Origin of the sequence: Notoacmeibacter ruber, assembly GCF_003668555.1 — a bacterium.
In the GTDB taxonomy this organism is placed as follows: Bacteria; Pseudomonadota; Alphaproteobacteria; order Rhizobiales; family Rhizobiaceae; genus Notoacmeibacter; species Notoacmeibacter ruber.
Genome location: NZ_RCWN01000001.1, coordinates 2,951,140 through 2,971,144, shown reverse-complemented (window position 1 = coordinate 2,971,144; position 20,005 = coordinate 2,951,140). Strand labels below are relative to the sequence as shown.

At 60.4% G+C, this 20,005-nt stretch carries 20 protein-coding genes; 13 read left to right on the top strand and 7 right to left on the bottom strand.

What is annotated here, in order from left to right; genetic code table 11:
- Window positions 1–121: 121 nt before the first annotated feature.
- Window positions 122–763: a phosphoribosylanthranilate isomerase gene (locus D8780_RS14280; RefSeq protein ID WP_121646205.1), complete on the top strand. Its 642-nt coding sequence runs from the start codon at window positions 122–124 to the stop codon at window positions 761–763.
- 76 nt (window positions 764–839) lie between these two features.
- On the opposite strand, the gene D8780_RS14275 is transcribed toward D8780_RS14280, so the two are convergent.
- Window positions 840–1,463, bottom strand: coding sequence for an HXXEE domain-containing protein (locus tag D8780_RS14275; RefSeq protein WP_121646204.1), 624 nt, complete (start codon window positions 1,461–1,463; stop codon window positions 840–842).
- A gap of 98 nt (window positions 1,464–1,561) precedes the next feature.
- On the opposite strand from D8780_RS14275, the gene D8780_RS14270 reads away from it, so the two are divergent.
- The 6 genes from D8780_RS14270 to D8780_RS14245 all read left to right on the top strand — a co-directional run bounded on the left by D8780_RS14270 (window position 1,562) and on the right by D8780_RS14245 (window position 7,137).
- Window positions 1,562–2,149, top strand: a complete 588-nt coding sequence (locus tag D8780_RS14270; RefSeq protein WP_121646203.1) for a TetR/AcrR family transcriptional regulator — start codon at window positions 1,562–1,564, stop codon at window positions 2,147–2,149.
- 158 nt (window positions 2,150–2,307) lie between these two features.
- Entirely contained in the window at window positions 2,308–3,495 is a 1,188-nt protein-coding gene (gene trpB, locus D8780_RS14265) for a tryptophan synthase subunit beta (RefSeq protein ID WP_199699657.1), read from the top strand.
- 79 nt (window positions 3,496–3,574) lie between these two features.
- Window positions 3,575–3,892, top strand: coding sequence for a divalent-cation tolerance protein CutA (gene cutA, locus D8780_RS14260; protein ID WP_121646201.1), 318 nt, complete (start codon window positions 3,575–3,577; stop codon window positions 3,890–3,892).
- The gene (gene trpA / locus D8780_RS14255) at window positions 3,889–4,719 is read left to right on the top strand and encodes a tryptophan synthase subunit alpha (RefSeq protein ID WP_121646200.1); all 831 of its coding nucleotides are present in this window, start codon (window positions 3,889–3,891) and stop codon (window positions 4,717–4,719) included. Before cutA ends, trpA begins: the two co-directional genes overlap by 4 nt.
- Window positions 4,720–4,828: 109 nt before the next feature.
- Entirely contained in the window at window positions 4,829–5,776 is a 948-nt protein-coding gene (gene accD / locus D8780_RS14250) for an acetyl-CoA carboxylase, carboxyltransferase subunit beta (RefSeq protein WP_121646199.1), read from the top strand.
- Between the two features lie 29 nt (window positions 5,777–5,805).
- Window positions 5,806–7,137 (top strand): bifunctional folylpolyglutamate synthase/dihydrofolate synthase, encoded by a 1,332-nt coding sequence (locus D8780_RS14245; protein ID WP_121646594.1) that lies wholly within the window; start codon window positions 5,806–5,808, stop codon window positions 7,135–7,137.
- A 3-nt stretch (window positions 7,138–7,140) separates the two neighbouring features.
- Here D8780_RS14245 and D8780_RS14240 read toward each other — a convergent pair whose 3' ends face one another.
- Entirely contained in the window at window positions 7,141–7,845 is a 705-nt protein-coding gene (locus D8780_RS14240; RefSeq protein ID WP_121646198.1) for a glutathione S-transferase family protein, read from the bottom strand.
- 193 nt (window positions 7,846–8,038) lie between these two features.
- Between D8780_RS14240 and D8780_RS14235 the strand changes: the two genes are divergently transcribed.
- Complete coding sequence (locus D8780_RS14235; RefSeq protein ID WP_147440329.1) at window positions 8,039–8,662, top strand: hypothetical protein; 624 nt, start codon at window positions 8,039–8,041, stop codon at window positions 8,660–8,662.
- Window positions 8,663–8,677: 15 nt separating this feature from the next.
- Here D8780_RS14235 and D8780_RS14230 read toward each other — a convergent pair whose 3' ends face one another.
- From D8780_RS14230 to D8780_RS14215, 4 genes are all read right to left on the bottom strand, one after another.
- A complete protein-coding gene (locus D8780_RS14230; RefSeq protein ID WP_121646196.1) occupies window positions 8,678–9,295 on the bottom strand; it encodes an alpha-ketoglutarate-dependent dioxygenase AlkB family protein in 618 nt (205 codons plus the stop codon).
- A gap of 8 nt (window positions 9,296–9,303) precedes the next feature.
- Window positions 9,304–9,909: a TetR/AcrR family transcriptional regulator gene (locus tag D8780_RS14225; protein WP_158598519.1), complete on the bottom strand. Its 606-nt coding sequence runs from the start codon at window positions 9,907–9,909 to the stop codon at window positions 9,304–9,306.
- Between the two features lie 139 nt (window positions 9,910–10,048).
- Window positions 10,049–10,504: an alternative ribosome rescue aminoacyl-tRNA hydrolase ArfB gene (arfB, locus tag D8780_RS14220; RefSeq protein WP_121646194.1), complete on the bottom strand. Its 456-nt coding sequence runs from the start codon at window positions 10,502–10,504 to the stop codon at window positions 10,049–10,051.
- 110 nt (window positions 10,505–10,614) lie between these two features.
- Window positions 10,615–12,219, bottom strand: coding sequence for a phosphoenolpyruvate carboxykinase (locus D8780_RS14215; protein ID WP_121646193.1), 1,605 nt, complete (start codon window positions 12,217–12,219; stop codon window positions 10,615–10,617).
- A 360-nt stretch (window positions 12,220–12,579) separates the two neighbouring features.
- Between D8780_RS14215 and D8780_RS14210 the strand changes: the two genes are divergently transcribed.
- From D8780_RS14210 to ahcY, 5 genes are all read left to right on the top strand, one after another.
- A complete protein-coding gene (locus D8780_RS14210; RefSeq protein WP_121646192.1) occupies window positions 12,580–13,290 on the top strand; it encodes a response regulator transcription factor in 711 nt (236 codons plus the stop codon).
- Window positions 13,259–15,121: a sensor histidine kinase gene (locus D8780_RS14205; protein WP_121646191.1), complete on the top strand. Its 1,863-nt coding sequence runs from the start codon at window positions 13,259–13,261 to the stop codon at window positions 15,119–15,121. The genes D8780_RS14210 and D8780_RS14205 overlap by 32 nt, the downstream gene beginning before the upstream one ends.
- 162 nt (window positions 15,122–15,283) lie before the next feature.
- On the top strand, window positions 15,284–15,682 hold the full coding sequence (locus D8780_RS14200; RefSeq protein WP_121646190.1) for a PTS sugar transporter subunit IIA: 399 nt from the start codon (window positions 15,284–15,286) through the stop codon (window positions 15,680–15,682).
- On the top strand, window positions 15,679–15,978 hold the full coding sequence (locus tag D8780_RS14195; RefSeq protein WP_121646189.1) for an HPr family phosphocarrier protein: 300 nt from the start codon (window positions 15,679–15,681) through the stop codon (window positions 15,976–15,978). The genes D8780_RS14200 and D8780_RS14195 overlap by 4 nt, the downstream gene beginning before the upstream one ends.
- A gap of 116 nt (window positions 15,979–16,094) precedes the next feature.
- The gene (ahcY, locus tag D8780_RS14190; protein ID WP_425373636.1) at window positions 16,095–17,492 is read left to right on the top strand and encodes an adenosylhomocysteinase; all 1,398 of its coding nucleotides are present in this window, start codon (window positions 16,095–16,097) and stop codon (window positions 17,490–17,492) included.
- Between the two features lie 80 nt (window positions 17,493–17,572).
- Here ahcY and D8780_RS14185 read toward each other — a convergent pair whose 3' ends face one another.
- On the bottom strand, window positions 17,573–19,594 hold the full coding sequence (locus tag D8780_RS14185) for a methyl-accepting chemotaxis protein (RefSeq protein ID WP_121646187.1): 2,022 nt from the start codon (window positions 19,592–19,594) through the stop codon (window positions 17,573–17,575).
- Window positions 19,595–20,005: the final 411 nt, after the last annotated feature.

Sequence of the window (20,005 nt, the reverse complement as noted above, 5' to 3'; positions counted from 1 at the left end):
TCTGCCGGTCAATCCGGCCGTTTGCTTGCACTGCATTGCCCGACGCCCTAAATTGTGCACTGCGCATTCGCCCCGACCGAGGCGGGTGCGCTTCTTGTTGGTTTGAACCGGAGACAATTCGATGGACGTCAAGATCTGCGGGCTCGGCAGCGAGCAGACGGTGGATGTCGCCATCGCCTCGGGTGCCAGCCATGTCGGTTTCGTATTCTACCCGCTATCGCCGCGCCATGTCGGTCCATCCCATGCTGGCGAACTGGCGAAACGCGCCAAGGACCAGCGCGTCAGTGTCGTCGCGGTAACCGTAGATGCCGGCGACGGCATGCTTGATGCGATCGTCGAGACGGTTGGGCCGGACATGCTCCAGCTTCACGGAAAGGAAGAAGCGTATCGCGTCGAGGAAATCAAGGATCGCTATGGTTTGCCCGTGATGAAGGCGATCGCCGTGGAAACGGCGGACGATCTCTCCGGCATCGATGAATATGCGGACATTGCGGACAAACTGCTCTTCGACGCCAAGGCGCCAAAGGGAGCCGTGCTGCCTGGCGGCAATGGCGTCTCTTTCGACTGGTCGATCCTGAAGGACCTCAAAGGCGACTGGTTTCTTTCAGGCGGACTGTCGCCTGACAATGTGCAGGAAGCCCTTCGTGTCTGCTCGCCCGGCGGACTGGATGTTTCTTCCTCACTGGAAAGCGCGCCGGGCACCAAGGATCCCGAGCGCATCCGCGCCTTCTTTGCGGCTATTCGGGAGGCCGAGGCGGCTTAATTCGCCGGTTCTCGGTCATCCAGCGCTAAAAAGGGCCGCGTGACGAAAGCCGTCAGGCGAACCGAAAGCGCTCACCTCAAATCATGGTCAGCGTCAGCGTAGCGATCAGCACGATCCCGAACCCGGTGGTCGTCACGATAGCCGGCCGCCAGGAGCCAAGCAGTCGTGCCAGCAGCATTGGCCCAAGCACCCAGTAGAGCTGCGCGGTGAAGAGGCCGGGAAAGTAACCGCCAGACCAGAGCGCCCAATAGGTGTGTGCGATCGCGTTGCCGATGGCGCCATAGATCACGAAGAACAGCACCGGGATGAGCAGGAAGCGGCGCCGACCCTCAAATACGAGCAGGAATGCAATCACGAAGACAAAGTACGAGATCATGTTGATCTCGACGAAGAGTTCGGCGGAATAGGGCGTGCTGCCGAAGAGCTCCGGGAAACGGCTTCGAAACCCGGTGATGTATTCTTCCGCGAAATGGATGAACTGCCACGCCAACGTTCCAAAATAGAGCGGGTAAAGTCGCGCGCCCTCGGCCATTGCAACGTTCTGTTTTCGTAGGAATGCCAGAAGTCCCAAGGCGAAGGCGAGACCCGGCACGAAGGTCGCCAGTAGCGGCATCCCTCCGAACACGACGAAGGCCGCACCCATCACGAGCGCGATCAGCGCGCCGATCAGGAAGTCATGACCGCTCACATGTGAGTTCATCTGCGTCACCGCCTTATCTACCTAAAAGCCAACACCTGTTGACTTAACGGGTAGAGTAGCCGCCTTGTTTTTGTCAACACCTGTTGGCAAAATGGGCTATGCACGATGAACACCGCAACGCTACCAAATCCTCGCGAACCAGAAGCGCAATCCTCATAGCAGCCCGTCGTCTCTTTTTTGAAAGAGGCTATGAAGGCGCGACGGTGCGGAAAATCGCTCAGGCCGTCCCCATCGACCCCTCTATGGTTATCCGTTATTTCGGCTCGAAAGAGCGGCTATTCGCGGCCGCCACGGTGGTCGACCTGCAGTTTCCCGATCCCGGGAGCCTTAATCGCGAGGAGATCGGCAAGACCCTGACCGAGCATTTTCTTGACCTCTGGGAGGACGAGAAACGCGATCAGGGTCTCGCCATTCTGCTTCGCTCAGCGGCGCAGAACGAGGAGATGCGGGCCGATATACACGATGTTTTCGCCCGCCAGGTTGTGCCCATGGTCACTCGCATTAACCCGATCGACGCCGAACGCCGGGCCGGCCTGATCGTCAGCCAGTTGTTCGGACTGGCGCTCTGTCGCTACATCCTGCAACTTCCCCCTATTGCGGCCATGTCCCGGAACGAGGTGATTGAATCCCTTGGTCCGACGATACAGCGCTATGCAGTCGACGCCATGCCGGACACTTCGAAGTGATGACGTCTTGGCGTCGCAGCGCCGTTGCTCCCCCCGGTTCGTTTCGCTAGAACGCGCCTTGAGGACGCCGCGAAGTTGCGGCATGCCCATCCGATCTTCGGTCCCAGTGAAAGTACGCTCCGGTGAATTCTCCCCAGACCCCCAACTCCTTCCGTGCCATGCCCGACCCCGAAGGGATGTTCGGCATTTTCGGCGGCCGTTTTGTCGCCGAGACATTGATGCCGCTCATTCTCGATCTGCAGGAGGAGTGGTCCAAGGCGAAAGAGGACCCGGAGTTTCAGGCCGAACTGAGCTATCTGAACACCCATTATACGGGCCGGCCTTCACCGCTCTATTTCGCGGAGAGGCTGACGGAGCATCTCGGCGGCGCCAAGATCTACTTCAAACGCGACGAGCTGAACCATACCGGCAGTCACAAGATCAATAATTGCCTCGGGCAGATCCTACTTGCCAAACGTATGGGCAAGACGCGCATCATCGCCGAGACCGGCGCCGGCCAGCACGGTGTGGCCTCCGCGACGGTCGCCGCACGGTTCGGCTATCCGTGCGAGGTCTATATGGGCGCGACCGATGTGGAGCGGCAGGCACCGAATGTCTTCCGCATGAAACTGCTGGGCGCCAAGGTGAACCCGGTCTCCGCTGGCCACGGCACGCTGAAAGACGCGATGAACGAAGCGCTGCGCGACTGGGTGACCAATGTCGAAAACACTTATTACCTGATTGGCACCGCCGCCGGCCCGCACCCCTACCCCGAGATGGTCCGCGACTTTCAGAGCGTGATCGGCACCGAGACCAAGGAGCAGCTACAGGCTGCCGAAGGCCGCCTGCCCGACATGATCGTCGCGGCTGTTGGCGGCGGATCCAATGCGATCGGCCTCTTTCACCCTTTCCTGGACGATAAAAGCGTTCAGATCGTCGGCGTGGAAGCCGGTGGCAAAGGGCTCGACGGCGACGAGCATTGCGCCTCCCTGACGGCGGGATCACCAGGCGTATTGCACGGCAACCGCACCTATCTTCTGCAAGATGGCGACGGGCAGATCACTGAGGGCCATTCCATCTCCGCCGGCCTGGATTATCCGGGCATCGGCCCGGAGCACAGCTGGCTGAAAGAGAGTGGCCGGGTCGAATATGTTCCGATCATGGATGACGAAGCCCTGGAGGCCTTTCAGCTTCTGACCCGCCTGGAAGGCATCATTCCCGCATTGGAGCCGAGCCACGCCCTTGCCGAAGTCATCAAGCGCGCGCCGCAGATGGACAAGGATCAGATCATCGTCATGAACCTCTGCGGCCGGGGCGACAAGGACGTCTTCACCGTTGGCAAGATGCTGGGGTTCGACCTGACGTAAATTCATCCGGCTTTTGCACGCCAGCGAAGCGCGAAACCAGAGCGAGCGCTTCGCCCCTCCAGAGATCGGGAAGGGCCCCATGATCGAAATCCATGTCACGACCCATTCGCGCGATACCGCGCTGAAACTGGCCCAGGACGCGTTGAATGAGCGCCTTGCGGCCTGCGCCAATATTATCGACCAGGTTACGGCGCTTTACTGGTGGGAGGGGCAGATTGCCCACGAGAAGGAAGCGCTTGTCATCTTCAAGACCAGCAAGGCGCGCGTCGACGCGCTGACCGCCTTCCTCAACGATAATCACGACTATGATCTGCCCGCCATTACGCGGCACGAGCATGTGATCCCCACCGAAGACTACGCCCGCTGGGTGGAAGAAGAGACGAAAGCGCAAGAATGAGCGAGACACGTATCGATCGCCGCTTTGCAAAGCTGCGCGATGAAGGCCGCCCCGCCCTCGTGACCTATTTCATGGCTGGCGACCCCAACATGGAAACCTCGAACGCCGTCATGCAGGCGCTCGCCGATAGCGGCGCGGATGTCATCGAGCTCGGCCTGCCCTTTTCCGACCCGATGGCGGATGGACCGACAATCGATATGGCCGGCAAGCGGGCTCTCGCCGGCGGGCAGACCTTGCCGAAGACGTTGGATATCGCGCGTACCTTTCGGAAGAACGACGACGACACACCAGTCGTTCTGATGGGCTACTACAATCCGATCTATGTCTACGGGGTCGATCGCTTTCTGGCCGACGCGAAGGCGGCCGGGATCGATGGGCTGATTGTTGTCGACTTGCCACCGGAAATGGATGAAGAGCTGTGCATTCCCGCCCGGGCGGCCGGGATCAACTTCATCCGGCTCGCAACGCCGACGACCGATGACAAGCGCCTGCCGAAGGTGCTCACCAACACGTCCGGCTTCGTCTATTATGTCTCGATGACCGGAATTACCGGCGCCAACCTTTCTGCCGATGTTTCAGGGGTCGGCGATGCGGTCAAGCGGATCAAGGGCCATACCGATCTTCCGGTCTGTGTCGGCTTTGGCGTCAAGTCCGAAGAGCAGGCTAGGGCCATCGGCGCGGCGGCGGACGGCGTCGTCGTAGGCTCGGCAATCGTCTCGGCCATGGCCGAGGCAGGCTCGCCGCAGGAAGCTGCAACGTCGGTTTCCACGCTTGTCTCGGCTCTTGCACGCGGTTGCGCACAGGCCCGCAGCCGGGCAGACGCCTGACCATCCAATAGAACTGATGTTTGTCATTGGCATTGGCGGCTCCTACGTGTGACATTGTAAGAGATCGCTGGACCAATTGCCGGGAGCCGGAACAGCCGGAGGCAGAACAATGAACTGGATTACCAATTACGTGCGCCCACGCATCAACTCGATGTTCGGCAAGCGCGACATTCCGGAAAACCTCTGGATCAAATGCCCGGAAACGGGCGAAATGGTCTTTCACAAGGAGTTGGAAGACAATCTCTGGGTCATTCCCTCATCCGGCTATCACATGAAGATTCCGGTCGATGCACGACTGAAGAGTTTTTTCGACGAGAACTGGTATGAGCGCCTGAAGCTGCCGTCCGTGCCGCAGGATCCGCTCAAGTTCCGCGATGTGAAGCGTTATACGGACCGGCTCAAGGAATATCGCAACAAGACCGGCCTTGACGATTCCGTGGTCGTGGCACTCGGCTCGGTGGAGCAGGTGCCGGTCGTCGTCGCCTGTCACGATTTCACCTTCATGGGCGGCTCGCTCGGCATGGCGGCGGGTGAAGCCATCATCACCGGCATCATGAAGGCGATCGAATTCGAACGGCCCTTCATCATGTTCGCGGCCTCCGGCGGCGCACGCATGCAGGAAGGTATCCTCTCGCTGATGCAATTGCCGCGCACCACCGCTGCGCTCGACATGCTCCGCGAGAAGGGTCTTCCCTATATCGTGGTTCTCACCAACCCGACCACGGGCGGCGTCTCGGCCTCCTATGCCATGCTGGGCGATATCCATATTGCGGAGCCCGGAGCCGTGATCGGCTTTGCCGGCAAGCGTGTCATCGAGCAGACGATCCGCGAGAAGCTACCGGAAAACTTCCAGACTGCCGAATATCTTCAGGATCACGGCATGGTGGACATGGTCGTCGCGCGTCACGATCTGCGTCCGACAATCGCACGCATTCTCCGCATCCTCCTGAAACTGCCGCCAAGCAGCGAAACGGCCCAGCCCGATGACGCGGACATGCCTGAAGATGGCGGACCGAAGCGCCTACCGGCCACGGCGGATCAGCCGGCAGCGGCCTGACCGTCATGGACGTCGAAACAGGACCAAACCTGACCGGGAACAAAGCCGAAAACGCCATCGAACGCCTCATGGGTCTGCATCCGAAGGGGTTCGACCTGTCGCTCGATCGTATCCTGAGGCTGATGGAACGGCTCGGCAATCCGCATCTGCGACTGCCACCGGTGATCCATATTGCCGGCACGAATGGCAAGGGAAGCGCGGCGGCGTTCTGCCGCGCATTGCTGGAAGAAGCCGGCCTTTCCTGCCACGTTCATATTTCGCCCCATCTCGTACGCTGGCACGAGCGCTTTCGTCTCGGCGCACGCGGCGGCGGCAAGCTCGTCGACGACGACACGCTGGCAGACGCGCTCGAACGCGTGGCAGAAGCCAATGGCGGCGAGCATATCACCGTCTTCGAGCTCCTGACGGCAACGATGTTCGTCCTTTTTCCCGAACATCCGGCGGATGTCGCCATTATCGAGGTGGGACTCGGTGGCCGCTTCGACGCCACCAATATCATACCGCGTCCGGCGACCAGCCTGATCATGCCGGTGGCTCTCGATCATACAGCCTGGCTCGGCGACCGTGTCGAACTTGTCGCCGCCGAGAAGGCCGGCATCATCAAGCCCGGCTGTCCGGTGGTGATCGGTTTCCAAATGCAGGACGCCGCACGCGACGTTCTGGTGGAGACGGCGGAGCGGCTGGAGTGTCCTGTCAGCGTCTACGGGCAGGATTTCGTTGCCTTTCCCGATCAGGGGCGCTTCGTCTATCAGGATGGCGACGTTCTCTTCGACCTCTCCATGCCACGCCTTCTCGGCCGCCATCAATTGGCCAACGCCGCCGCGGCCATCGCCGCGGTTCGGAGCGCGGGTTTCGATATCGGCCACGGCGCCGTCGACCGGGCCATGCAGAGCGTGCAGTGGCCAGCGAGAATGCAGCGCCTTTCGCGAGGCGACCTCGTCGAACTGGCGCCCGACAACAGCGAAATCTGGCTCGATGGCGGACACAACCCTGCAGCAGGGCAGGCGGTGGCCGAGGAACTGGCGGCCCGCAACGAGATCGACGACCGGCCGGTCTTTCTCATTGCCGGGATGATCGACACCAAGGATCAGACCAATTACTTTCGTCAGTTCACCGGGCTGGTGAAACGGGTGTTCACTGTGCCGGTCCCCGATAGCGACGCTTCCGTGCCCAACGACGCGCTCGCGGCCAGGGCCATCGAGGCCGGATTGCCGGCCGAGCCGATCCATTCGGTTGCCAATGCGCTGAAGCTCCTCTCAGCCAATCAGGAACCGCATGACACAGCGCCGCGCATTCTGATCTGCGGCTCGCTCTATCTGGCCGGTGCCGTCCTCAAAGAGAACGGCACCCTGCCGGATTGAGTCTCAAGCCTCAGGATCGGGAATTTTCAGCGCCTTCTGGCTGGCCGGTCGGTCAAGGCAGCGGTTGAGCCAGCGCGTCACGTTTTCCGATTCCGTCAGACCCAGTTCGTCGCCGGCCTTGTAGAATTCCTTCACGCCTCGCACCCAGGGCCAGGCCGCCATATCGGCAATCGAGTACGTGTCTCCGACGAGGTAAGCCTTTCCCTCAAGCGCGTCGTCCAAAACGCCGATCAGACGGCGGCTTTCGTTACGGTAGCGCGTGCGTGGATCCTTTTCTCCAAGATCGGTCTTCTCGGCGTCGCGGTACTGGCCAAACTGGCCCAGCATCGGCCCAAGACCGCCCATCTGGAACATGAGCCATTGCAGGATATGATAGCGCTCGCTCTCGCTGGTGCCGAGAAACGCGCCCGATTTGTCGGCCAGATAGATCAGGATCGCACCACTTTCGAAAAGCGGCAGCGGCTTTCCGTCCGGTCCATTCGGGTCGATGATCGCCGGTATCTTGTTGTTCGGGTTCAGGGAGAGAAACTCTTCCGTCTTCTGCTCGCCATTCAGACGAACGAGATGCGGCTCATACGCCATTCCCGTCTCTTCCAGCATCGCGGAGACCTTCACGCCGTTCGGCGTTGGATAGGAGTAGAGCTGGATAATATCGGAATCGCTTGCCGGCCATTTCCGGGTGATGGGGAATGCGGATAGATCGGCCATGTCAGGCTCCCGTTCGGTTTGTTCGGCCTTCCAGATAGAGTTACTCCATGCCTCTGCAACGATGAGCCGGTGTGACAGTTTTACCGCGCCCGATGCGGACACTCGGCTTTTGCGAGAGGTTCCAGAGAGAATCGCGTGCGCAATTATAGGAATTCGGTCAAAGACTGTTTCCGGCGAAACATCGCGGAGAGACATGATGGCCCCCCTCAGAACATTTGCAGCCGCCATGATCGCGCTCATGGGACTGGCAGGGTGCCAGAGCCAGAGCGCCTACAAACCAGCGGGCGACTATTATTTCTCCTCTGTCGACGTTTCGAAACCAGCGCAGGGCGGTTCGCCCGCCGTCGCCCGGATGACGGAGGACGGGCTTCGGCAAGCCGTTGCAGGCCAGCCCGAAAAGGGCGCATCGAAACGGCTGGCCGTCGAGATCACCGAAGTTCATTTCAAGAATCCGGTCGTGTCGCTGATCGCCGGTGACGGGAACCGGATGCAAAGCACCGCGACCATTTCCGACGAGGCCACCGGCGAGACGGAGTGGCAGCAGCGCTTCACCACGGCCGATACGTCGAGCTATGTGCTGAATGGCGTAGCCGGACTGGCTGTCTCCGCGCTCCAGAACAAGAGCCGTGTGGAGGCCGAACTCGCCAGGAAGGCGGCTGAAACGATCGGCAGCAAGGCTCTGGGAGGCGTCCCCGTCAAACTGCCGAAGATGACGGCTCCGGAGCCGATCACGGACGAGCCCGCGGCCGTCACTCAGCCTATGGCGCCTCGGACCGAACCGGCTTCAGACAGGCGCGATCCGCTGCCGGTCTCCTGATCTGATAGAGAGACGCTAGCGGGACCTCGTTACCCGCCGGAGGGTGAGATTGAGACGGCCGCCACCCTTCAAACGGGTGGAGGTGCCAGGCAGAAGACGGTCGACGCCATGGCGGGCCATACGCCCCTCCCCGCCCAGAACAACCACATCACCGCTCTCCAGACGGAAGGACGTCGTGCGGCCGCCAGCCGGAGGACCGACGCGAAAGAGGGCCGTGTCACCAAGAGAGACGGAAAGCACCGGCGCGTTCATCTCCTCCTCGTCCTTATCCTGATGCAGGCCCATTTTGGCCGTGTCCTCGTAGAAGTTTACCAGACACGCTTCCGGCGGATGGGGCCAGTCGGCATATTGGGTCCAGAGTTCAAGCAGGCTGGCCGGGATAGGCGGCCATGGCTCACCCGTTTCGGGATGAGTCGGCTGGTAGCGATAGCCGCGCTCCTTATCCGTGACCCAGCCGAGCGATCCGCAATTGGTCATGCGAACGCTCATCGCCTTGCCCGTTCGCGGCATACGCGGCACGAACAGGGGGGCTTTCGACACGACGGCCCGCACCTCTTCGACCAATGCCTCTTGGGCGGGGCGGTCGAGAACGCCCGGGATGAAGCGAATTCCATCGGGAAGGGTGATTGCCATAGGTTCTGCTAGCCAATCCGATTCAAGACGAGATGCCGCTCTTCCCCACCTTCGCGCCGTGCCATCTCGAACAGGGGCGCAAGAGTTGCCTTGCAGGCGCGAAAGGGGGCGACATCCCTTCGGATGCGAGCATAGATGACGGCGCCCTCCAGCGTCATCAATACCGTCAATGCAAGCTGATAGGGCGACTCGATTCCGCGTGACTCCAGATAAGCCGCATAACGGTCCACGATCTCCCTGTTCGAATGCAGCAAGGTTTCCATGACCTCGGATTCGGGCTCGCCAAGACCCATCGCGAGCGTGGAGAGGATAACCCCTTCGTAGAACTCGGTCTCCACAAGCCATTGGCAACAGCGCTCGCAGAGGAGAGAAAGATGTTCTTCCGGAGACAGATCACCCACCACGTCCTCCTCGAAGAGCGCCACGATCCGCCCGGTCAGCGAGCGCACGGCCGCTGAGGCGAGATCGGGCTTCCCACCCGGAAAGTGATGATAGAGAGATCCTTTCGGCGCTTTTGCCAGCGCAAGAATGTCAGCCACGCCAGCAGCGTGATAGCCGCGCGCTTTGAAGAGCGCGAGAGCAGCGTTCAATATGCGCTCACGTGTCGTCGGCATCGACATCCCTACAGAAACCCACTCGGAAGAAAGAAGATAAGCTCATTGCGGCAGGCCGCCGGACAAAAGCTGCACTCCTTCTATGTATTGCATTAGACCTATATTTCTATAGCGCGGTCAAAGCGCATTTGGCACCCATCTATTTGTCGGGCGTCTGACGAAGCCTTTTGATCTCGCCCCGCTGGGATTTGGTTTTGAGTCGTCGCTCTATCGAGCCTTTCGTCGGCCGCGTCTTTCGGCGTTTCTTCGGCGGTGGGGCGGAGGCCTGCCACAATAGATCTGCCAGGCGCTGGCGCGCCGCGATGCGGTTGGCCTCCTGCCGGCGGCCTTCCTGCGCTTCGATGATGATCTCGCCATCTTTGCTCGCCCGCGTTCCGGCCATCTCGATCAGACGCCGCTTCGTCCGCTCATCCAGCTTGACGGCGTGAGGGACGTCGAAACGCAGCTGAACGGCCGTGGCATTCTTGTTGACGTTCTGCCCGCCGGGACCGGACGAGGCGACGAATTTCTCGCCGAGTTCGTGCGGGAAAACGACATTTCCCCTCTGGCCCCTCAGAGGCTCATCGATGGTGCGGATGTTTGGTGGACGGCTCATTTTCCCTATCTGCCGCGCTGTCGATCAATGAAAAGGCCCGGCACCAGTGGCGCCGAGCCTTCTCCTCCCAGTAGAACGCGGCCTGACCTCCGGCCGAACGTGCTTGATTCTTATTCCGCAGCCATCCGGACCGTCGGAGCGGCATTGTTTACGGCCGCATCGACATGCGACTCGAACTTGCGGAAGTTTTCGCGGAACATATCGACGAGCTTTGCGGCCTGCGCATCGTATGCATCCTGATCCGGCCAGGTGGCGCGAGGATCGAGAAGGCTGTCGTCCACACCGGCGACCGAGACCGGCACTTCAAAGCCGAAGAAGGGATCGATGCGGAACTCGGATTCGTTCAACGAGCCATCGAGGGCGGCGGCGAGAAGCGCGCGGGTCGCCTTGATCGGCATACGGTTGCCGACGCCGTAGGCACCGCCGGTCCAGCCCGTATTGACGAGCCAGCAGGTCACGCCGTGATCGGCGATCTTGCTTCTCAGCAGATTGCCGTATTCGGTCGGATGGCGCGGCATGAAGGGTGCACCGAAGCAGGTGGAAAAGGTCGCTTCCGGTTCAGTCACGCCTTTTTCCGTGCCCGCGACCTTGGCCGTGTAGCCGGACAGGAAGGTATACATGGCCTGCTCGGGCGTCAGCCGCGCGATGGGCGGCATGACGCCGAACGCATCGGCTGTCAGCATGATGATGTTTTTGGGGTTGCCGGCCTGGCCCGTCTCGCTGGCATTCGGAATGAAGTGCAGCGGGTAGGCGCAACGCGTGTTTTCCGTCAGCGTGCCGTCGTCGAAATCCGGATCGCGACTGTCATCCAGGATCACGTTTTCCAGCACCGTGCCGAAACGCTGCGTGGTCGCATAGATTTCCGGCTCGGCCTCGGCCGACAGGCGTATGGTCTTGGCGTAGCAGCCGCCTTCGAAATTGAAGACGCCCTCATCGCTCCAGCCGTGCTCGTCATCACCGATCAGGGTACGGGACGGATCGGCGGAGAGCGTAGTCTTGCCCGTTCCCGACAGGCCGAAGAAGACCGCCGTGTCACCCTCGGAGCCGACATTGGCCGAGCAGTGCATGGGCATGACGTCGGCTTCCGGCAGCAGGTAGTTCAGTGCGGTGAAGACGCTCTTCTTCATCTCGCCGGCATAGGACGTGCCGCCGATCAGGACGATCTTCCGATCGAGATCGCAGGCGATGACCGTTTCGCTACGGCAGCCATGACGCTCGGGATCGGCGCGGAAGCTCGGCAGATCGATAATGAGCATATCCGTCTCGAAGGACGCCAGATCGGCTTTTTCCGGGCGGATCAGCAGGTTACGGATGAAGAGGTTGTGCCACGCATATTCGGTCACAACCCGCACCGGCAGTTGGTGTCGGGGATCCGCACCGCCGACGAGGTCCTGCACGAACAGATCTTTGCCGGCGAGATGCGCCTTGAAGTCTTCGAAAAGCGTCTCGAAGGATTCCGGCGTCATGGCCTTATTGCCATCCCACCAGATCTTGTCTTCATTGGCGTCGGTGCGGACAATGAATTTGTCCTTGGCGGAACGGCCCGTATGCTGCCCAGTCTCCGCGACCAATGCGCCGCCGCTTGTCAGCTTTGCTTCACCGCGTCGGATGGCCTCTTCATAAAGCTCGGCTTCCGAAAGATTGTAGGCGACGGAACCGGCACCCCCCAAGCCCAAGTTTTCGATCGGCTTGTTGAATGTTCCTGTCGTCGTCATTGCACAGATCCGTTTTCTGGCCGCTGGCGGCATGTTTCCTGACCTCCGCGAGCTCGACACGGGGCGATAGCGCTCGCTACTGACAAACTCTATCGGCCATTTCAAATATTTAATCGATTAGCGGCACAGGAAAATACTTCAATCGATTAACGGATGGTGTCAGGTCTTCCAGCCCGCGCGCCACAACGGCTCCGGGCGTTGGCATGAGTGACCAATGGCGGAGGAGAGCATTGAATACGGGCAATTTAAAGCCCGGCAGCGTGTTCCGCCCCTGTTCATTGCCACATTTTGTACCACATTCGTCCGGCATGGCGCTGGTCCGAAGGGCCAGGATACGAAATACACTTGGAAAGGTTCGAAATGACGACCATCGCACTCGTCGATGACGACCGGAATATCCTGACCTCCGTTTCCATCGCCCTGGAATCGGAAGGCTACAAGGTGGAAACCTATACGGACGGCGCATCGGCGCTCGACGGATTGCAGGACCGCCCGCCCAATCTGGCGATATTCGACATCAAGATGCCCCGTATGGATGGCATGGAATTGTTGCGAAGGCTTCGGCAGAAATCCGACCTGCCGGTCATCTTCCTGACGTCCAAGGATGATGAGATCGACGAATTGTTCGGCCTGAAGATGGGCGCCGACGACTTTATCAAAAAGCCCTTCAGCCAGCGCCTTCTGGTGGAACGCGTCAAAGCGGTTCTGCGGCGCGCTGTTGCCCGGGAAGCGGCGGCTGCCGGCAAGCCGGGAACCGATGGCGGGGCGTCCTCCATGGAACGCGGCCAGCTCGTCATGGATCAGGAGCGGCACACCTGCACCTGGAAGAACGAACCGGTGACGCTGACCGTGACCGAGTTCCTGATTCTCCATGCCCTCGCCCAGCGCCCCGGCGTCGTGAAGAGCCGCGACGCGCTTATGGATGCGGCCTATGATGAACAGGTCTATGTCGACGACCGAACGATCGACAGCCACATCAAGCGGCTGCGAAAGAAATTCAAGGCCACCGATGACGAGTTCGACATGATCGAGACGCTGTATGGTGTCGGCTATCGCTTCAGAGAGGTCTAAGCGGGGCCTGACCTCCGCCTCCGCCGTTGACACGGGAAACGCGTCCCAGCCGCCTTCCCGGACGCAGGATGCCGTCGCCTCGCCGCCGCGCAGGCCGCGGGATTGGCGCTCCGTCCCCTTTGGCGGACTGCGCTTTTTGCGGCGTTCGACACGCTATCTCGTCCTTTCCTCCATTACGAGGCGCATCCTGTTCCTGAATCTGGTCGGGCTTGGCGTTCTCGTAAGCGGCATTCTCTATCTCAATCAGTACCGCGAGGGGCTGATTGAAGCGAAGGTCGAGAGTCTCTCGACGCAGGCGCGGATTATCGCGGGCGCGATCGCGGCTTCCGCCACGGTCGAAACGGATTCCTTGCAGATCGATCCGGAAAAGCTTCTGGAACTTCAGGCGGGACAGTCGATCGGTCCGTCCTCCGATGGTCTCGACAGCCTTGTCTTTCCGATCAACCCCGAACGGGTGGCGCCCGTCCTGCGCCGCCTCATCTCGCCAACGCGAACGCGCGCGCGGGTCTACGACCGCGACGGAAACATCCTGCTGGATTCCCAGCAATTCTACTCGCGCGGCCAGATCCTTCGTTACGATCTTCCGAAACTGGAGCCTGCCGCTCCGACGGTTTTCGACCGGATGGAATCCCGTTTTCTCAGCCTTTTCGGGCGCGACTATATCTCACTCGATCACGACGAGCCGGGGGTTGCCGGCACCAATTATTCCGAAGTGACCGCCTCCCTGACCGGCGAGCCGCGCAGCGTCGTGCGCCGCAATGCGGAGGGCGAAATGATCATTTCGGTGGCCGTACCCATTCAGCGCTTCCGTGCCGTCCTGGGTGCCTTGCAGCTTTCGACGATCGGAGGCGATATCGACGATATCATCCGGTCGGAACGCAACGCCATTTTCGCCGTGTTCGGCGTGGCGGCCTCTGTCACGATTTTCCTGTCCTTCCTCCTGGCATCGACCATCGCCAAACCGCTCCGCCGTCTTTCGGCGGCCGCAGTTCGCGTTCGGCGCGGTGTGAAGGAGCGCCAGGAGATCCCGGACTTTTCCGATCGCGGCGACGAAATCGGCAATTTGTCCGGCTCGCTGCGATCGATGACGGAATCGCTCTATAACCGGATCGAGGCAATCGAGCGCTTTGCGGCGGATGTCGCTCATGAACTGAAAAACCCCCTGACCAGCCTGCGAAGCGCCGTGGAAACACTGCCTCTGGCCAAGAACGAAGCCTCCCGCGAACGTCTTCTGGAGGTGATCCAGCACGATGTGCGGCGGCTCGACAGGCTCATCACCGATATTTCAGATGCGTCACGGCTGGACGCCGAACTTGCCCGCGCCGATGCCGAACCGATGGATCTTCGAAAGATGCTGACCGATCTGATCGAGGTCGACCGTCAGACCGCCAAGGTTCACAGCAATGCGGAACTGACGCTCCAGACGGACGCCAACAATCGCGGTGCCCGGGCCTTCATGGTGATGGGTCATGATCTGCGCCTCAGTCAGGTCTTTTCCAACCTGATCGGCAATGCACGTTCCTTCGTCCCGAACGAGGGCGGCAAGATCGCCATCAAACTCTTCAGGCGGGGCGACCGCATCATCGCCTGGGTGGAGGACAATGGCCCGGGGATCGGCGTCGAGGACATCGAGCGAATTTTCGAGCGCTTCTATACCGATAGGCCCGAAGGCGAGGCTTTCGGCCAGAATTCGGGGCTGGGCCTGTCAATTTCCCGCCAGATCATCGAAGCCCATGGGGGCCAGTTGTCGGCTGAGAACATCGACGATGAAAACGCTCCGAACGGCATCGCCGGTGCACGCTTCATCATCGAACTTCCTGCACGCTCCTGAGTGCCTCTCGTTCAGTCGATTGACCACTTCTTCAGCATTGCGCCTTTAACATCGTCATTTCGCGCTTGCGTTCATCGCCGGGCGCGGCATGATATAAGGTGATAGGGCACACGTCAGGATTGAGTGGATGCTGCATCGCCGAACGGGCAGGGAACAGCAAGAATGATCGGTCTCGTACTCGTGACACACGGTCGTCTCGCCGAGGAGTTTCGGCAGGCCGTCGAGCATGTGGTCGGACCTCAGGATCAATGCGCCACCGTCTGCATCGGCCCGGAAGACGATATGGAGCAGCGACGCCGTGAGATCATCGATGCCGTCAGCCAGACCGATAGCGGCAGCGGCGTCGTCATCGTCACGGACATGTTTGGCGGCACGCCGTCCAACCTCGCCATTTCGGTCATGGATGAAGGCCGTATCGAGGTGATTGCCGGGATGAACCTGCCCATGCTCATCAAGCTATCGTCCGTGCGCGGCAATGCAGCCATGAAGACGGCGCTGGATGATGCGCAAAACGCCGGAAAGAAATATATCAACGTGGCCAGTCAGATTCTCGCGAAATGAAGTCCTCCGTGGCAAGCCTGGACCAAAGCATCGTCCGCGATCTCCCCATCTGCAACAAGCGCGGACTTCATGCCCGCGCTTCCGCCAAGTTCGTACAGACCGTCGCCGCCTATGATGCCGAGATTTCGGTGGAACGCGACGGGCTGGTCGTCGACGGCGGTTCGATCCTTGATCTGATGATGCTGGCCGCCGCCGACGGCGCGGTCATCACGGTTTCGGCCACCGGCCCACAGGCGGCCGAAGCGATGGAAGCGCTCGAGGCACTCGTGGCCGGGCGGTTCGGCGAAGAGGCCTAAGCGCAAGGGTATAAAGTTTTCCTTATATGGCGTTGCGGCCCGAAGCCTCCTCTGGTAAGGCCTCGGCCATATGATGGCGTGCTTTCGCCGCCTGTTCTGACCGCTTCTGGGAGCTGATGATGGCCGAAGATTATGTGATTGCCGATATCGGACTGGCCGATTACGGCCGCAAGGAAATTGATATTGCCGAGACCGAAATGCCGGGACTCATGGCCTGCCGCGAAGAATTCGGCACGGACAAGCCGCTTTCCGGAGCGCGCATTACCGGCTCGCTGCACATGACGATCCAGACGGCTGTTCTGATCGAGACGCTTATCGCGCTGGGCGCGGATGTGCGCTGGGCCTCCTGCAACATCTTCTCGACCCAGGACCATGCCGCGGCCGCGATTGCCGCCACCGGCACACCGGTCTTCGCGGTAAAGGGCGAGACACTCGAGGAATACTGGTCCTACACCGACTCGATCTTCAACTGGCCGGACGGCGAGCCGTCCAACATGATCCTCGACGATGGTGGCGATGCCACCATGTACATCCTGCTCGGGGCTCGCGCCGAAGCCGGCGAAGACGTCCTCTCCAATCCGGGCTCGGAAGAAGAGGAAGTGCTCTTCGCCCAGATCAAGAAGCGCATGGAGCAGACACCGGGCTTCTTTGCCCGTCAGCGCGATGCCATCCAAGGCGTCACGGAAGAGACCACGACCGGCGTCAACCGTCTCTACCAGTTGCAGAAGAAGGGCCTGCTGCCCTTCCCTGCGATCAACGTCAATGACAGCGTCACCAAGAGCAAGTTCGACAACAAGTATGGCTGCAAGGAATCGCTTGTCGACGGTATCCGCCGCGCCACCGACGTCATGATGGCCGGCAAGGTCGCTGTCGTTTGCGGCTATGGCGATGTGGGTAAGGGGTCCGCCGCTTCTCTTCGCGGCGCCGGCGCCCGCGTCAAGGTGACCGAGATCGATCCGATCTGCGCGCTTCAGGCGGCAATGGACGGTTTCGAGGTCGTGCAACTCGACGATGTCGTATCCTCAGCGGACATATTCATCACGACGACAGGCAATAAGGACGTGATCCGCATCGAGCATATGCGGGCCATGAAGGACATGGCGATCGTCGGCAATATCGGCCATTTCGACAATGAGATTCAGGTTGCGTCTCTCCGCAACATGAAATGGACCAATATCAAGCCGCAGGTCGACATGATCGAACTGCCTAGCGGCAACCGCATGATCCTGCTGTCGGAGGGCCGCCTGCTCAATCTCGGCAATGCCACCGGCCACCCATCCTTCGTGATGAGCGCCTCCTTCACCAATCAGGTGCTGGCACAGATCGAGCTCTGGACGAAGGGCGAGCAGTACAAGAACGAAGTCTATGTCCTGCCGAAGCGTCTCGACGAGCACGTCGCGCGCCTTCACCTCGGCAAGCTCGGCGCGCAGCTCAGCGAATTGTCCGAAGAGCAGGCCGATTATATCGGCGTCACGCAGTCCGGGCCCTACAAGCCCGAGCATTACCGCTACTGATCTTCGTAAACCCGCTCAAATCAAAAGGCCCGCCTGATGGCGGGCCTTTTTTCGTCCGAGAAAGAATGTGGCGACGGATCTCAGAATTCGTCCCACTCTTCCGTCATCTCGCCATCGGTCCCAGTGGCCGCCAGTTTGAGCGTCACCGGAGCGGTGGGCGCCGCTTGCTTGCGCTCGGCAAATGCGTGCGGTGTCGCCTTCTTCAACTGATCCCGGAGAGATGAGGAACTGGCGGACGGCTGGGGCTCGGCGTGAACCGGAGCAGATGCGCGCATCTGCGTCGCCTGAGCGGTCTTGAAGCGCTTGATCTGATCGGCCAGCTCATTGGCCTGCTGCATCAACTGATCGGTCGCCGCAGTCGATTCCTCAGCCATGGCGGCATTGTGCTGCGTCACATTATCGAGTTCGTTGACGGCCTCGTTCACCTGTTTCAGTCCGGCGGCCTGCTCCTGAGCCGAATGTGAAATGGACGAAACGACGGCGCTGATCTCGTTGACGCCGCTGACGATCCGCGCCAGCGCTTCGCCGGTCTGATTGACCAGCTTCACGCCCTCGTCCACCTGACCGGAAGAGGTCGAGATCAAGTCCTTGATCTGCTTGGCCGCATCGGTACAGCGCTGCGCCAGAACACGCACTTCCGAGGCCACGACCGCGAAGCCTCGTCCGGCTTCGCCGGCGCGCGCCGCCTCGACGCCGGCATTCAGCGCCAGAAGGTTGGTCTGGAAGGCCAGTTCATCGATAACGCCAATGATCTCCGAAATCTCCTTGGACGATTTCTCGATATCACCCATCGCCGCGACGGCGCGCGCAACGACCTGGCCGCTCTTTTCGGCTTCATCGCCGGCTTTTGCCATCGTGCCGGTGGCCTGGACGGCGCCCTCGGCCGTATGATTGACCGTCTCGGTGATCTGCGTCACCGCAGCCGCTGTCTGCTGCAGCGTTGTGGCCTGACTCTCGGTTCGCGTCGACAGATCCTTCGATGCCCCGGCGATTTCATTGGTGCCGGTCTTGAGCTGATTGACCCCGTTGAGCACACTGTCGATGGTTTCTTCCAAGCGCTCGACTGCGAGGTCGAAATCGGCCCCCAGACGCCGCAGATTATCCGGCAACTGACCGCCAACGCGGACAGTCAGATCACCTTCCGCCAGACGATGCAGCGCCTCGCCGAGAACGACGGTGGCGCCGCTGAGCTCAGATGCCGACTGCTCCCGCTCCTCGTCGCGCCGTGTCCGTTCGGTATCATTGGCGCGCCGCACTTCCTCGGCTTCATCTTCCACTTCGCGTTTGCGAATATCGTTCTGCTGGAAGACCTCGATGGAGCGGGCGAGTTCGCCGATCTCGTTCTTGGCGTCTTTGTAGGGAACAGTCACGGAATTGTCGCCGCCTGCGATTTTCGTAGCGACAGAAGTCAGCTGCGGAATAGGCCGAAGCAGGGCGCGGGCGAGAAATGTCATCAGGACGACGACGACAAGCAGCGTCAGAGCCGATACGAGCAGAAGCGGCCAGGCCACCTGGCCGATCAGTCCATCGATCCGCGCCTTGTCGATGCCGGCGTAAAGAATGCCGTTAACCGTACCGTCCGGTCCAAAGATCGGCGCATAGATCGTATAATAAGGCTTGCCAAGAATGACGGCTTCGCCCCGATAGGTCTCGCCCCTCATGATGACGGGGTAGACCGCGCCGTCCTGGCCGAGCTGTGTACCGACCGCCCGCGTTCCGTCGGGTTTGACGATATTGGTGGTCTTACGCCAGAAATCGCGCGTTTCCTCATCCCATTTAAAGATGGTCGCGGTCTCGGCTGTCACGCCACCGACCTCATCGATCATGGTGTGATCCGCGAAGGTCTCGGGAATGGCATCCATCTCGACCCGCTCGACATTGCCTTCGCTGTCGGTGGTGATGCGCACACCGTCCATCTCACGGCTGACGATTGCGGCAGCGACCCGCAAGCTGCCTTCCTGGCTTTCCTGGGCCTGCTCGACAATCCGTGATTGGAGACTGGTAAAGACCGCTATGGAAACGGCTGCGAGCGCCAGGGTCATCACACATGCGGTCGCAAATGAAACGATATTTGTCAGTTTGAACTTCAAATGGGGCTTCATCGTAAATCTCGTCAAAGACAGCGGGATTGTGCCTTTATGACGCAGGGGTATGTATTTTTATTTAAAGGCGGTCTTTATGATTTGTTTACCATGACAAGCCGCCTCTCTTCGCTGGCTGCCTCTTACCTGTGGCTCTTAACCTTTTGTGCGTGGTTTGTTGCACTTCCAGCGAATCCGCCCCTCCGCTATGGTGTGATTCGGCCCTAATGAGGGGAACTGCGGCCATCGCAATGGGGCAAGTGCGGTGCTGCAAACCCATATAGGCCGGGGAATGCATTTGGCGGAGCGGCCTGCCGGATCGGGTTTTGCGTGTTGCGTATGCGTACCGATGAGTCGGATGAGAATCCGATCAGCCGAATATGAGGGGTTGAAGGGTGCCATACGAGGATGGCGGAAAGTGCGAAGCCGCGA